Below are 14,812 nucleotides of genomic sequence, written 5' to 3'. Positions count from 1 at the left end.
GTCGTTTATCCCAAGAGCGTTAACGAATTTGTATTGTGGTGGTGTGTTTCCGTAGAAAACTTAAAGTATAATTTTGAATAAATTAAAAAAGGCTACCATTATTATGATAGCCTTTAATGTATTTAAAAATGCGTTGTGATTACAATTCTAATAAATCGTTAGTTTTTTTAACACCTTCTGCACTTTCTTTCATATGTGATTTCTCTGCATCGTTCAATTTTATGTCCACAATAGACTCAATACCGTTACGTCCTAAAACCACTGGCACTCCAATACAAAGGTCATTTAGCCCGTACTCACCTTCTAAAAGTGTAGAACATGGGAAAATTTTCTTTTGGTCACAAGCAATCGCCTGAACCAATCCACTTACCGCAGCTCCAGGAGCATACCAAGCAGAAGTACCTAATAATTTGGTTAATGTTGCACCACCAACTTTGGTATCTTCCAAGACTTGATTCAATCTATCTTCGGAAATAAACTCAGATACTGGCACAGAGTTTCTAGTAGCTAAACGTGTTAATGGCACCATACCAGTATCACTATGTCCACCAATTACCATACCGTCAACATCACTAATAGGTGCTCCTAAAGCTTCTGCCAATCTGTACTTAAAACGTGCAGAATCCAATGCTCCACCCATACCAATAATTTTACCTTTTGGTAAATTGGTTGTTTTGTGCACTAAATAGGTCATTGTATCCATTGGGTTACTAACAACAATAATAATAGTATTTGGAGAGTGATCAATCAAACTGGATGATACTGTTTTTACAATACCTGCATTAATACCGATCAATTCTTCACGAGTCATCCCTGGCTTACGTGGAATCCCAGAAGTAATGACACAAATATCACTATCTGCAGTTTTAGAATAATCATTAGTAACACCTGTAATTTTGGTATCAAAACCGTTTAGTGATGCTGTTTGCATTAAATCCATTGCTTTACCTTCTGCAAAACCTTCTTTGATGTCCAACAAAACGACTTCACTTGCAAAATCCTTGATTGCAATGTATTCTGCGCAACTTGCGCCAACTGCTCCTGCTCCAACTACTGTAACCTTCATATATTTTATTTTTAAATTGTGTTGATTATTAAGAACGTAAAATTACAAATTTTAACAGTGTTAACGAAAAAAGCATAAGAGAAAATCTTATGCTTTTAGAATAATTTATGATTTAAGATCTTGATTTAGAAAGAGAAGTTGATCCCCAAAGTGGCACTATCAAATTCTGCAATTGTATAATCTGCATTTAAGCCAAAAAAACCAACTTTTAAATTAGCACCCAAAGTCCCTCTTATTCCAGAAATGTCATGCTTTACCGAGAACGGGTCATTTATTTCTTCTGAAAACAAGAACCCATCGGTTACCCTATACGTTCCCAAAAGATCTGTTGTTGAACTTCCTGTGATATAACCCAAACCTGCATAAAAATTGATGATCTTTAATTTTGTGCCTACTATTAATTGAAGCAAAACCGTATTCATATCGGTCTCTACACGTTGGTTTTCGCCATCTACAAATTCTGCATCCGTAAAATCGTAGCTTCCATCCAAATGTGTGTATGCTACAAGTCCCGAAACTGCTATTGGCAACACTTTATCTGCAGGTAACCAACTCGTAAATTCTTGTTGTAAACCAATTCCATATAAGCCTAATTTTGCATCCTCTGTTTCTATCTTCGGAATAAATCTACCAATAAGTTGAGTTCCTTTAAAAGGCGAAAAGCTAGCTTGCAAAAATCCAGTCGGTATTAGATTGACACCTTCTGAACCAATTCCAGTTGGCAATACGAGTTCTGTTTCCTGACTTCCAAAAAGCGGATCGTCATAGGTAATAATGACTCTCACATCAGGATCATTATTTCCTAAAGCAGTAGCCACCATTTTTGAGCCACTACCATCCTCAAACCTAATGTTCTCATAATCTGCAGCATTCATTTGAAATGATTTTTTATCATCATTTATAAATCCTACATTACCAATTACAGACAGTTGGAAATTAAATCTCTTTGGTGATTTCGCGTTATTGAACCAGCCATTATTGATACCATAGGCTAAACCTTCCGAAGCTGGAGCCATATAATCCTGAGTAAAACGTTGCGCGTCAGAAACACCTGCTGCCAGTAAATCGTTTACGTTTTCTTGAGCTCTTACAGATACTATAACAAGACATGCTACAATGGTAATAACTATTTTTTTCATAGGTTAAGATATTTTATTTGGATTGTAAATGTATTGAAACTTAATATATAACGCTTTAATTCCTATTTTCTGATATTTTAGATTTCTGACTTTTCTTCTGAAGAAAAAAAGCAACTACATATAATACGTAGTTGCTTTTGCTTTAGTTTCTTTTCGCCAATTATAGCGAACTATTTTTAAATGATATTATGCATCAATATTTGCATAAATTGCATTTTTCTCGATAAACTCTCTACGAGGCGGTACTTCATCACCCATTAACATTGAGAAAATACGATCTGCTTCTACCCCATTATCAATTTGAACTTGTCGTAATGTTCTGAATTCTGGATTCATGGTTGTATCCCATAATTGCTCAGCATTCATTTCACCAAGACCTTTATAACGCTGGATCTTGCTATTTTCTCCAAATTCATTCATGATTCTTGAACGCTCTTCATCACTCCAAGCATATTGCTTTTTAGCACCTTTTTTAACTAAATACAAAGGTGGCGTTGCGATGTAAATGTGACCGTTTTCTATCAATTCTTTCATATATCTAAAGAAGAATGTCAAAATTAGGGTTTCAATGTGACTACCATCAATATCGGCATCACACATAATCACTACTTTATGGTATCGTAATTTTGTTAAATTAAGTTCTTTACTATCTTCTTCTGTACCAATGGTTACACCGAGTGCTGTAAAAATATTTTTGATTTCTTCGTTTTCAAAAACACGATGTGACATGGCTTTCTCCACGTTTAAAATCTTACCACGTAATGGGAGAATGGCTTGAAAAGCTCTATCACGACCTTGTTTTGCTGTTCCTCCTGCTGAATCTCCCTCAACAAGAAACACTTCGCATTTTGTAGGATCTTGCTCAGAACAGTCACTTAATTTACCAGGCAAACCACCAATACTCATAACCGTTTTACGTTGCACCATATCACGGGCTTTTTGTGCAGCGTGACGTGCTTGTGCAGCCAAGATTACTTTTTGGACAATTGTTTTTGCATCTTCTGGATGCTCCTCGAGATAATCGGTCAACATTTCAGATACTGCCTGACTTACAGATGCAGATACTTCTCTGTTACCTAGTTTTGTTTTTGTTTGTCCTTCAAACTGTGGCTCTTGAACCTTTACCGAAATAATGGCTGTCAAACCTTCACGAAAATCATCGCCTTGAATATCAAATTTTAATTTATCCAACATTCCAGAAGAATCTGCATATTTTTTAAGCGTATGCGTCAAACCTCTTCTAAAACCAGATAAGTGCGTTCCACCTTCGTGCGTATTGATGTTATTTACATAGGAATGTAAATTTTCTGCATAGGATGTATTATAGATCATGGCAACCTCAACAGGTACGCCATTTTTCTCTCCTTCAAAAGCAATAACTTCCTTTATTAAAGGTTCACGGTTTCCATCTAAAAACTTGATAAATTCTTTAAGACCTTCTTCAGAGTGAAATGTTTCTCCCTCAAATTCTCCATCCTCTTTTTTATAACGTTTATCAATAAGGTGAATGGTTATTCCTTTATTTAAATAAGCAAGTTCTCGTAAACGAGATGCCAACGTATCATAACTATACTCTAAAGTTTGGGTAAAGATCGTTGGATCTGGCTTGAATGTAACAATGGTTCCTCGTTTGTCTGTCGTACCCACCTTTTTTACCGGATACATTGCTTTACCGCGTTCATATTCTTGTTCCCAAACCTCTCCTTTTCTATACACGGTAGCTTTTAAGTGTTCAGATAAAGCGTTAACACAACTTACACCGACACCGTGTAATCCTCCAGAAACCTTATAAGAGTCTTTATCAAATTTACCACCAGCACCAATCTTAGTCATTACAACTTCTAATGCAGAGACTCCTTCTTTTTTGTGTAAATCTACAGGTATACCACGACCGTCATCTTCCGTAGTAATTGAATTATCCTCATTTATAATTACTGTAATATTATCACAATGACCAGCTAACGCCTCATCTATTGAGTTATCAACAACCTCATAAACCAAATGGTGTAAACCACGTGTACCAACATCACCAATATACATCGATGGACGCATGCGTACGTGCTCCATTCCCTCTAGGGCCTGAATACTATCGGCCGAATAATTATCCTTATTAAACTCTTCTCTTTTCTCGCTCATAAATTTGTCTATTTTGAAATATGTAGTTTTAGTTAGTATAAAATTTCAAGATTATACTTCACAAAAAAAGATGCGCGTAGCATCTCTTCGAGTACAAACAAAGATAAGAAAACTTGGAGCATTTTGAAAGCATTTCATCGATTGACTCCAATAATTATCAACATTTGTTAATTTCTAAAAACGGTCTTAAAAGCTCTAAAAACACCCTTAAAATAGATTTTGTTGTTTTTTAACATCTTCGGAAATGTGCTAAATCAATCAAATTCGTTATACGTAAGATTTTGAAGTCTTCATTTTTTCTAAATTCGGAAAAATACGTCTTAAATTGGAAGATAAATCTGAACATGATCAAATTTCCGAAGAAAACAAAAAGACCAATGTCTCCATTGGTCTTTTTTTCTATTTAATCAAATTTTGAATATCATTTATGCTTTTGCATAAGCCTTATCGTGAACGTTTGAGATTGCTCTTCCTGAGGGTTCGTTCATGTTTTTAAATGCCTCATCCCATTCTAAAGCTGTTGCTGTACTGCAAGCCACACTTGCTTCTTGAGGCACACTCCTTGCTGCTGCATCACTAGGAAAATGCCCCTCAAATATTGAACGGTAGTAAAACTCTTCTTTGTTTTGCGGAGTTTGGATTGGAAAACGGAATTTTGCATTTTCCATTTGCTCATCAGTCACTTCTTTATTAACGACCTCTTTTAAAGTATCAATCCAACTGTAACCTACTCCATCACTAAATTGCTCTTTTTGTCTCCAAGCGACACTTTCTGGTAACATGTCTTCAAATGCCTTACGAATTACCCATTTCTCCATACGCTCTCCATTGATCATTTTATCCTGAGGATTGATTCTCATGGCAACGTCCATAAATTCTTTATCTAAAAATGGCACACGTCCTTCAATTCCCCAAGCAGCTAAACTTTTATTTGCTCTTAAACAATCGTACATATGCAGTTTATCCAGTTTACGAACGGTTTCTTCATGAAATTCACGTGCATTTGGCGCTTTATGAAAGTATAGGTAGCCACCAAAAATCTCGTCTGCTCCTTCTCCAGACAATACCATTTTAATCCCCATAGATTTAATCACTCGAGCCATTAGATACATTGGCGTTGATGATCTTATCGTAGTAATATCATAGGTCTCTATGTTATAGATAACATCTTTTATCGCATCTAAACCTTCTTGAATTGTAAATTTTATTTCGTGGTGAACAGTGCCAATATGGTCTGCAACCTTTTGAGCTGCTGCCAAATCTGGAGACCCTTCCAATCCTACGGAAAATGAATGTAACTGCGGATACCAAGCATCAGACTTATCATCGCTCTCAATACGCTTTTGCGCATATTTTTTGGCAATTGCAGAGGTTACCGAAGAATCCAATCCGCCTGAAAGGAGTACACCGTATGGCACATCACTCATCAATTGTCTATGAACTGCTGCTTCTAAAGCTCTTTTCACCTCGGCGATACTTGTTTCGTTATCTTTTACAGCGTCATAATCTGTCCAATCGCGAACGTACCATTTTACGAATTTTCCATCTTTGCTTGACATATAATGACCTGGAGGAAATAATTCAATTTTTGTACAAACACCTTCTAGCGCTTTTAATTCCGAAGCGACATAAAAAGTACCGTTTTGGTCCCAACCGATATATAATGGAATAATTCCCATGTGGTCGCGAGCAATGAAGTATTCATCTTTTTCGGTATCGTAAATTGCAAATCCAAAGATCCCGTTCATTTCATCAACGAAATCTGCTCCCTTTTCTTGGTACAAGGCTAAAATGACTTCGCAATCACTTTCAGTCTGAAACTTATAATCTGGAAATTGTTTACGTAATGCTCTATGGTTATAAATTTCTCCGTTTGCTGCTAATATGAGTTTCTTATCAGGACTAAAAAGTGGCTGCTTACCAGATGCTGGGTCAACGATAGCCAAACGCTCATGCGCCAATATTGCTTTTTCATCGCTATAAATACCGCTCCAGTCTGGACCTCTATGTCGAATACTTTTAGCCATTTCAAGAATTTGAGGTCTTAAATCATCTGATTTTTGTTTTAGTTCAAACGCACATACAATTCCGCACATAATCTATATATTTTAATTTTTTAATTTTACTTTGATAGGACAAATATGAGTTTAGAATTACATATATAAAACATAAAAACAATTAATGGTTACAAATTAAAACTAAAAAACCTAATTTTATATCATACTGAAATAGTAATCCTTTATAAATTTACAGATTATTTAAATACTGTAAACTTTAACAACAGTTTACGACTTTAGACATTGTAAAATAGACCAGTGAGGTTTATCTTTAAACAATTCATTAAAACTAAAACAAAACATGAAAACAAAATCAATTATTTCAACTATTGCAATGGCTTTTATACTATTTATTTCAATACAAGTAAAAGCACAAGAGTTTGCACCAATGGATAAAAGCCCAATGGATGCAGCGTCTTTTCCAACTAGTTACAAAGATGCAAATAAGCTAATCAAAGTTGTTTATAGCAGACCTCAATTAAATGGTCGCTCCTTAGAAAAATTAGCACCAAATGGTGATGTTTGGAGAACTGGAGCTAATGAAGCTGCAGAATTAACGCTTTACACAACTATGGCTTTAGGAGATAGTAAAATTGCTCCTGGAACGTATACATTATATGTTATTCCTGGAGAAAAAGAATGGACAGCAATCGTAAGTAAAGATTTAAATGTTTGGGGAAGTTATTTTTACAAGCAAGAAAATGATGTTGCCAGACTAGCTGTGCCAGTGACAGAGGGTGAAGAATCTTTAGAAGCATTTAGTATCACGTTTACAGAAGCCAAAGATGGAGTTCACATGCATTTAGGATGGGATAAAACTAGAGTTGCTATTCCTTTTACAAAATAGAGTTTTTTTTAAAACTGACATTATAAATCTGGCTATTAAATTAGTCAGATTTTTTTTTACCTAAGATGAATTACCCTTGTAAAATTGTGAGATTGTGAGGATGTGTGGAATTGTGATCGATGCTGAAATAATTATTAAAATTTTCATCAATAATTCAAAATTAGCTGACAATATAAATATTAAGATTATTGAAATAATACTTATACTATAAACTACCGATGAATTCCTTATATAAGAGAAGATATTATAATTTGAATCATTTCTCCTCAAAGAGTTTATCTGACTATATATTGAAGGTAAACTATGCCAAAAAACAAAGTAAAATGTAAAGGCAGCTAATAAACTAGTTGAATAAAAAAGCAAAAATAAGGTTGCCATTTGAAAATAAATCTCTAACATTTTTTTAAACTCAATTGCTTTTATTGCATTTAAAGAGAACAAATAACTACTCGTCAAAAGTATTAACAAAGCAGCCATTGCTTTAAAAATTTCTTGATCAAATAATTCAAGTTGAAAAAAGTTAAAAATTTTTTTGACTTCATTAAAATCGTTTAAAAATAGTGCAATAAAAATCAGACACCCCAAACTAGTATATAGTGCATAGCTTAAAAAATTATTTTTCAATTTCAAAAAATATAATTGTTGCTCCCCAAAATGAAACGCGCTAAATATTATGAAACTCAGTAAAGCTAAAGCTGGCTTGTATATAAATACCAAAACCAAAATTAAAGAAATGATCAAATAGGCAAACACTCTTTTGGACAATTTTAGCTTTGAAATAATATGACTTTTGGATTGCAAATACAAATCATTTGAGCCATGTATCAAGCCCATCGTCAATATTAGTAAAATACATATTTTATTTAGAAAAAGATTGCTATCAGATAAATTTGAAAAAAATCCTATTATTATAACAAGATAAGTTATGAAATAGATGGAAATGTTCAAGGTTTTCGAATTGCTCATCTTTAGTTATATTTTTGAGAAACCACGTTGCAGATATTTTGACAAGATAGGATCATCCTTTAAATAATATTGCAATTCTAAGTAGCATAGATTCTTCAATTCAGAAGTTGATAAATGTTTCACAACCACCTTTTGGTTAATTTCGATGGCATCGAACTTATTATAGCTATACGATTTATGGATTATAAATAACTGGAATAGATAATCTAATACATCTTTAGCTGTACCAGGATCATTCAACGCAGGAGACATTGCCTTAACAGCAATTTCAACCAAATGTCGAAATCCAACATCAGGTACTTCTAAAGCAACATCTTTTTCAATAGCAAAACAATTTCTTATTTTGGAAACTTCTTTATTAGAAAGTTCTCCGCTGCTTTTGAATAATACATCTTCCCTAGAAACAAATTGACCTTGGATCGCTTCAACACTAATATAGAAATCTAACTTATTTATTAATTTTAATAATTTTGCAATATCTAATCCTTGTAGATTCCCTGCTTTATCTGCAGGATATGAGATGATCGTTTCTATTGAAGTATTTGCACATTGGGAACCTTTATAAAAACTATCTCTTTTCACCATATTTTTTTCAGTATTATCAAAAACCTGTCGAATAATGTGATTAATATGTATACTTTGGGAAACACTATGAATAAAATAAATAAAAAGAAATACCGAGATAATCGAGAAAACAATTGCTAAAATTGGACCCATTTCAGGATACCCTATTCCAGACGAAACTGTAGATATTGATAACACCATTGAAAAAACTATAGTTCCTGAAGTAAAGCCTAAAATAATCTGATGATGTTTTTCAGATAATAAAAGAGGAACAAGACGTGGCGAATAATTGTTGATATTTCTATTAAGAACATTCATTACCATAGTATAACTGAAAATCGTCAATGTAAAAATACCTCCTATAACATAAGCAAAAACGAATTGTGCATCTTCTTTATCTGCAACTTGAAGATGTTCAAAATTTTCAATTGAATATGCTTTAAATACAATCAATAAAATCGCCAACAAAAGAAAGCATAGCGCGAGTATAATTGGTACTAACGCTATGCTCTTTAAAATTTTTTTTATAACAGCGAACATGAATTATTGTGGTTCCATGCCTAATGCCTTTCTAGCTGGAATAAATCCAGAACTCGCAGATTGCCTAATTGCGATATATGTTATCATCAAGCCATATATGACTTTAGATGAAATATCAGCAACTGTAAACAAAAGCTGTCTTAAAACTACACCATCTGCGTTATTCATAAAAGCGGGTACCATATATGCAATAGGATACAATGTCCATGCAAACATCATTAACCAAAATACCTTCATAATAGTCTTGTCAGTACCATGAGTTAAAGTTGATTTTTGCTCAGCTATCGATTTTCCAACAATAAAATTCAAACCAATAAAAAACAACGTACTAATTGCTCCCCAAATGTAAAGATTACCTAAATCAGAAACCTCATAAAGCTGGCCTATGTAACCAGTAATAATCATACCCCAAGCCAGTAACACTAAACTAATAGCCTTTTTAACTATTTGTGCTTTATTATAGTTAAGCACTATAAGCAATTGAGTTAATAAACATGGTATGGTAATCATCCAATTTACATATCTATAACCATTGTTAAAAGTTATATCCTGCAACTTATATACACCATTTTCCAATGCAAAAGCATCAGTCCACATACCTGCTTGACTTACTAAAATTAAACCAGCAGATACCATTACAATACAAGATAGCGCAGTTGCTATTCGATATTTAGGTGCAACTAACTGCGATATTACCAAAAAGAAAACTAACGCAGCTAAATGTGCGCCAACACCCATAGTTAATAAATGGTCAACAGTTTCAAATTGACCAATGGTGTAATCAAAAAGATTTTCAATATTTTTCATAGATTTTTTAGTTAATAAATTAATTTTAAATCGCTATTAAACGATTCTTGAAGGTTTGGCATTTCTTTCAAATTTACCCAACCAAAAATCAAAGATTTAACTCTATCAACTAAAAATATAACACAATGTTTAATAACAGTTTAAAATTCTATGTGTCATCCATAAGATACTGTAATCTAGATATGTTACACATACAAGTAATTTATTAAACCATCTTCCATAAAGCAGTTATTATAGACCAAAAACCTGAGTGTTATCAATAAAAGGTTCTTTTAATTTAAAATTTTATGTGAGTTGAATAATGAACTTAAGGAATATTCAAATACTTATGCGTTTGCAAAGACACTTTCCATTTTGGATTTGCCATAACATAATCTACAATTTGCGGTACCACCTTATCACGCTTGCTCCACTCGGGTTGTAAATATAAAATACAGTCTTTATTTACCTTAGCTGCCTGTTCTTCAGCAAATCTAAAGTCATCTTTATTGTATATGATGCATTTGAGCTCGTGAGCTTTCTCATATACTTCTTCTGTTGGCAACTTCATTTTTTTTGGGGATAAGCAAATCCAATCCCAGATACCGGTTAAGGGATAAGCCCCAGATGTCTCTATGTGTATTTGAAGTCCTTTGGCCTTTAATTGCGCTGTCAAAGGTCCCATATCCCAAGTAAGAGGCTCTCCTCCAGTAACAACTATTGTGTTACTATATTTTGCTGCGTTTTCAACAATTTTATCTGTAGCTGTTGGAGGATGTAGTTCTGCCAACCAGCTTTCTTTTACATCACACCAATGGCAGCCTACATCACAACCGCCTATTCTAACAAAATAGGCAGCAGTTCCTTTATGGAATCCTTCACCTTGTATGGTATAAAATTCTTCCATCAAAGGCAATAACAATCCTTTATCTATAAGCTCTTGTCGTTCTGTTCTTGTCATAGCGTGCAAAGATAGTTCAAAAGTAATAAGTTAAAAGTAATTAGTGATAAGATTTACTTTGCAGCAATAACATCAATTTCAATATGCGCTCCAACCGCTAAACCTGAAGCTGCAAAAGTAGTTCTTGCGGGTTTCTTCGGAAAATAGCCTTTGTAAATTTCATTGAAAGTTCCAAAATCATTGATATCTTTTAAAATCACCGTGCATTTTACAACCTTGTCCAAAGATGAATCGTGATGCTCCAAAACCGCTTTTATATTTTCTATACATTGCTTGGTTTCTGCTTCTATCCCACCTTCAACTAGCGTTCTCGATTTGTGGTTCATGCCTACTTGCCCTGAAAGAAATAAAAATCCGTTGGCCTCAACTACATCGCTAAAAGGTGCTTCTGCTTTTTTTGGTTCGTGGGATTTGTGGAAGACGATTTCCACAGAACGATCCACACACGATACGTTTCCGAAGAAAAAAATACAGATAAAAATGAGTGAGATTTTTTTCATATTGGTACATTTTATACTTGTTTAAAATTACACTATTTTTATGCAAATTTTCAATTATGAGTAGAACCGACGATTTTTTAAAAGAAATCACAGAAGGAAACACAAACAAAGGCGAATACATCACATTGGGCTCTGCAATGCTGGACGGTGAAACGTTAACCAATGCCTTTGTAAACGTGCCTTTAAAAACCATGAACAGACATGGTTTAATTGCTGGTGCTACTGGAACTGGGAAAACAAAAACGCTGCAAGTCTTAGCGGAGAATCTGAGCGAAAAAGGAATTCCCGTTTTATTAATGGACATTAAGGGTGATTTAAGTGGATTGGCAAAACCAAGTCCTGGTCACGCAAAGATTGATGAGCGTCACGAAAAAATTGGATTGCCTTTTGAGCCAAAGTCGTTTCCTGTTGAAGTGATGACATTGTCTGAACAAGACGGTGTGAGACTTCGTGCGACCGTTAGTGAGTTTGGACCTGTTTTGTTATCTCGAATTCTAGATTTAACAGAAACCCAGTCTGGAGTTGTTGCAGTTATTTTCAAATACTGTGATGACAATAAGCTACCACTACTCGATTTAAAGGATTTCAAAAAAATATTACAATACGCTACCCAAGAAGGCAAAGATGAATTTAGCGATGCCTACGGAAGAATCTCAACCGCATCTACAGGAGCAATACTTAGAAAAGTTGTAGAAATCGAGCAGCAAGGTGGCGAACGTTTTTTTGGAGAAACGTCCTTTGAAGTTGACGATTTGCTAAGAGTTGATAATGAAGGAAGAGGCTATATCAATATTATTAGATTAACCGATATACAAGATAAGCCCAAATTATTCTCGACATTTATGTTGAGTCTTTTGGCTGAAATATATTCTACGTTTCCTGAACAAGGCGATAGCGGTAGACCTGAACTTATACTATTTATTGATGAGGCACATTTGATTTTTAATGAAGCGTCTAAAGCCTTGCTAAATCAAATTGAAAGTATCGTGAAATTGATTCGTAGTAAAGGCGTTGGTCTTTATTTTGTAACCCAAAATCCAACCGATGTACCAGAAGCTGTTTTGGGTCAATTAGGCTTAAAAGTACAGCACGCCCTAAGAGCTTTTACCGCAAAAGACAGAAAAGCCATAAAACTAACTGCACAAAATTATCCTGATACTGCATTTTACGATACTGCAGATGTTTTGACGTCTTTAGGTATTGGAGAAGCGTTAGTTTCTGCATTAGACGAGAAAGGGAAACCTACACCATTGGCTGCAACAATGATGCGAGCTCCAATGAGCAGAATGGATGTTTTGACAGATTCTGAATTAGGCGAACTATTGGGCAAATCAAAACTGGCAAAGAAATACAATGAAGAAATAGATCGCGAGAGCGCCTACGAGATGCTCAATAAAAAAATTGAAATTGCTGAAGCAGAAGAAGCTAAGGAAAAAGCAAGAAAAGAAAAAGAGGCTCTAGAAAAAGCAGAAAACAAACAGCGTGAATCAAGATCAAGAAGCAATAGCACAAGACAAAATCCACTTATTAAAGTGTTAACAAGCCCAACCGTAATACGAAGCGTTCTTGGTATATTAACAAAAATGCTCAAATAAAAATTTAAACTATTTTAAACCTTTATGAAAAACCTTTTATTAATTCTCATTGTCACACTAACAGTAGCAAGTTGTTCTTCGGAAAAAAAACAAAATCCATTTTTGATAACTAAACAAAATGTTGGACTTTTGACAGATTCTACTCAAATTAAGGATTTGGATCTAGCCTTTCCAAATGATTCTATAGTAAAACCGTCTGTAAGAGGTGATGAGTTCTCAGGTCAAAACACTGATATTGATATTTTCTCTAATGATGGAAAACAATTATTGAGTCTCACTCCTCAACAAGCATTAGACTCTACATCTGTAATTGAAAGTATTAGAGTTTATAGTGAAAAATATAAAACCGAAAAAAGCATTTCTACGTTAAGTACATTTAAGGATATCAAGGATGCTTACAAAATTTCAAGTATCAATAATCTTATCAACTCTGTTGTGATTTCTGTTAATGACATAAATGCATCGTTTACTATTGACAAGAAAGAATTACCTGCTAATTTGAGATTTGACATGACGCTTAATATTGAAGCAGTTCAAATACCAGATAATGCTAAAATAAAATATTTTATTGTGCATTGGTAAATTACAGATGGGAACAAATTCTAAAAATAACAGTTAAGAAAAGTGGCAATATTCCGTTTTAATCTAAAAGAACAAAATATAATTCCAGTATAACCTATGAATCCCTTTATTTCTAAAATACTGGTTAACATTGCGCAAAAGCGTCTTGAGGCAAACAAGTCTTCAAAACCGATAACAAAATCAGAAATCAATCCACTTGTTAAGAAACTTGAAGTTGAGTTGGCCCATACTATTAAGGAGTATGCTTTTATTGTTATAGGTGTTTTTGCTGCTGGTTTTGGATTAAAAGGATTCTTGCTTCCCAATCAATTTATAGATGGTGGCGCAACAGGTATTTCTCTATTAGTCCAAAACATAACTAAATTACCTCTTGGCATTTTATTGATTTTGGTGAACCTTCCTTTTCTTTTATTGGCCACTAAAACAATCAATAAAACCTTTGCACTAAGAAGCATTATTGCTATCGCTTTTTTAGCTCTAGTTGTTCATTATGTTGATTATCCAGTGGTTACTGAAGACAAATTACTAATTGCCATCTTTGGAGGTTTTTTTCTAGGTCTGGGAATTGGAATGGCAATTAGAGGAGGCAGTGTTATTGATGGCACAGAAATACTTGCCATTTATTTAAGTAGAAAATTAAGCATTAGTATTGGAGATGTACTCTTACTTATTAATGTCATTATCTTTTCTTTTGGTGCCTATATACTATCCGTAGAAATTGCGCTTTATGCAATTTTAACGTATTTATCTGCTGCCAAAACTGTAGATTTTGTGGTTGATGGTGTTGAAGAATATATTGGTGTGACCATTATATCAGATTTTCATGACGATATTAGAAAAGTACTTACCGAGAAACTAGAACGTGCATGCACAATATATCCTGCAAGAGGAGGTTATAAAAATGATAATACACATTATGATAAGTCTGTAATATATATAATCATCACCCGTTTAGAATTAGCAAAATTAAATACTGAAATTGATAAAATAGACAAACAAGCCTTTATCATAATGAATGTCGTTAAAGACCTAAGAGGTGGAACAATAAAAAGAAAGCCCCTAAAATAATTTAT

At 33.9% G+C, this 14,812-nt stretch carries 13 protein-coding genes; 4 read left to right on the top strand and 9 right to left on the bottom strand.

Going from position 1 to position 14,812, the window contains the following annotated elements:
* Positions 1-139 precede the first annotated feature (139 nt).
* From mdh to asnB, 4 genes are all read right to left on the bottom strand, one after another.
* The gene (mdh, locus tag GQ40_RS02480) at positions 140-1,066 is read right to left on the bottom strand and encodes a malate dehydrogenase (protein WP_047545447.1); all 927 of its coding nucleotides are present in this window, start codon (positions 1,064-1,066) and stop codon (positions 140-142) included.
* Positions 1,067-1,191: 125 nt separating this feature from the next.
* The gene (locus GQ40_RS02475) at positions 1,192-2,205 is read right to left on the bottom strand and encodes a DUF6588 family protein (RefSeq protein ID WP_047545445.1); all 1,014 of its coding nucleotides are present in this window, start codon (positions 2,203-2,205) and stop codon (positions 1,192-1,194) included.
* A 186-nt stretch (positions 2,206-2,391) separates the two neighbouring features.
* Complete coding sequence (gene gyrB, locus GQ40_RS02470; protein ID WP_047545443.1) at positions 2,392-4,341, bottom strand: DNA topoisomerase (ATP-hydrolyzing) subunit B; 1,950 nt, start codon at positions 4,339-4,341, stop codon at positions 2,392-2,394.
* A 425-nt stretch (positions 4,342-4,766) separates the two neighbouring features.
* Complete coding sequence (asnB, locus tag GQ40_RS02465) at positions 4,767-6,437, bottom strand: asparagine synthase B (protein WP_047545441.1); 1,671 nt, start codon at positions 6,435-6,437, stop codon at positions 4,767-4,769.
* A gap of 262 nt (positions 6,438-6,699) precedes the next feature.
* Between asnB and GQ40_RS02460 the strand changes: the two genes are divergently transcribed.
* Positions 6,700-7,245 (top strand): DUF2911 domain-containing protein, encoded by a 546-nt coding sequence (locus GQ40_RS02460; RefSeq protein ID WP_047545439.1) that lies wholly within the window; start codon positions 6,700-6,702, stop codon positions 7,243-7,245.
* Positions 7,246-7,305: 60 nt separating this feature from the next.
* On the opposite strand, the gene GQ40_RS02455 is transcribed toward GQ40_RS02460, so the two are convergent.
* The 5 genes from GQ40_RS02455 to GQ40_RS02435 form a co-directional block, all read right to left on the bottom strand.
* Positions 7,306-8,193, bottom strand: coding sequence for a Brp/Blh family beta-carotene 15,15'-dioxygenase (locus GQ40_RS02455; RefSeq protein WP_231565534.1), 888 nt, complete (start codon positions 8,191-8,193; stop codon positions 7,306-7,308).
* A 24-nt stretch (positions 8,194-8,217) separates the two neighbouring features.
* Positions 8,218-9,315 (bottom strand): DUF2254 family protein, encoded by a 1,098-nt coding sequence (locus GQ40_RS02450; protein ID WP_081990161.1) that lies wholly within the window; start codon positions 9,313-9,315, stop codon positions 8,218-8,220.
* 3 nt (positions 9,316-9,318) lie between these two features.
* Positions 9,319-10,122, bottom strand: coding sequence for a bacteriorhodopsin (locus GQ40_RS02445; protein ID WP_052184120.1), 804 nt, complete (start codon positions 10,120-10,122; stop codon positions 9,319-9,321).
* Between the two features lie 307 nt (positions 10,123-10,429).
* Positions 10,430-11,062, bottom strand: a complete 633-nt coding sequence (locus GQ40_RS02440; RefSeq protein WP_047545434.1) for a 7-carboxy-7-deazaguanine synthase QueE — start codon at positions 11,060-11,062, stop codon at positions 10,430-10,432.
* Between the two features lie 53 nt (positions 11,063-11,115).
* The gene (locus GQ40_RS02435; RefSeq protein WP_047545433.1) at positions 11,116-11,562 is read right to left on the bottom strand and encodes a RidA family protein; all 447 of its coding nucleotides are present in this window, start codon (positions 11,560-11,562) and stop codon (positions 11,116-11,118) included.
* A 56-nt stretch (positions 11,563-11,618) separates the two neighbouring features.
* On the opposite strand from GQ40_RS02435, the gene GQ40_RS02430 reads away from it, so the two are divergent.
* From GQ40_RS02430 to GQ40_RS02420, 3 genes are all read left to right on the top strand, one after another.
* Entirely contained in the window at positions 11,619-13,157 is a 1,539-nt protein-coding gene (locus tag GQ40_RS02430) for a helicase HerA-like domain-containing protein (protein ID WP_047545432.1), read from the top strand.
* Between the two features lie 24 nt (positions 13,158-13,181).
* Entirely contained in the window at positions 13,182-13,739 is a 558-nt protein-coding gene (locus tag GQ40_RS02425) for a hypothetical protein (RefSeq protein WP_047545428.1), read from the top strand.
* Positions 13,740-13,835: 96 nt separating this feature from the next.
* Positions 13,836-14,807, top strand: coding sequence for a YitT family protein (locus GQ40_RS02420; RefSeq protein ID WP_047545426.1), 972 nt, complete (start codon positions 13,836-13,838; stop codon positions 14,805-14,807).
* The last annotated feature ends 5 nt before the right edge of the window (positions 14,808-14,812 follow it).

It is taken from the genome of Psychroserpens sp. Hel_I_66 (genome assembly GCF_000799465.1).
Lineage (GTDB): Bacteria > Bacteroidota > Bacteroidia > Flavobacteriales > Flavobacteriaceae > Psychroserpens.
Note: the sequence above shows the minus strand (reverse complement) of the source record. Positions and strands in the feature narration are given on the sequence as shown.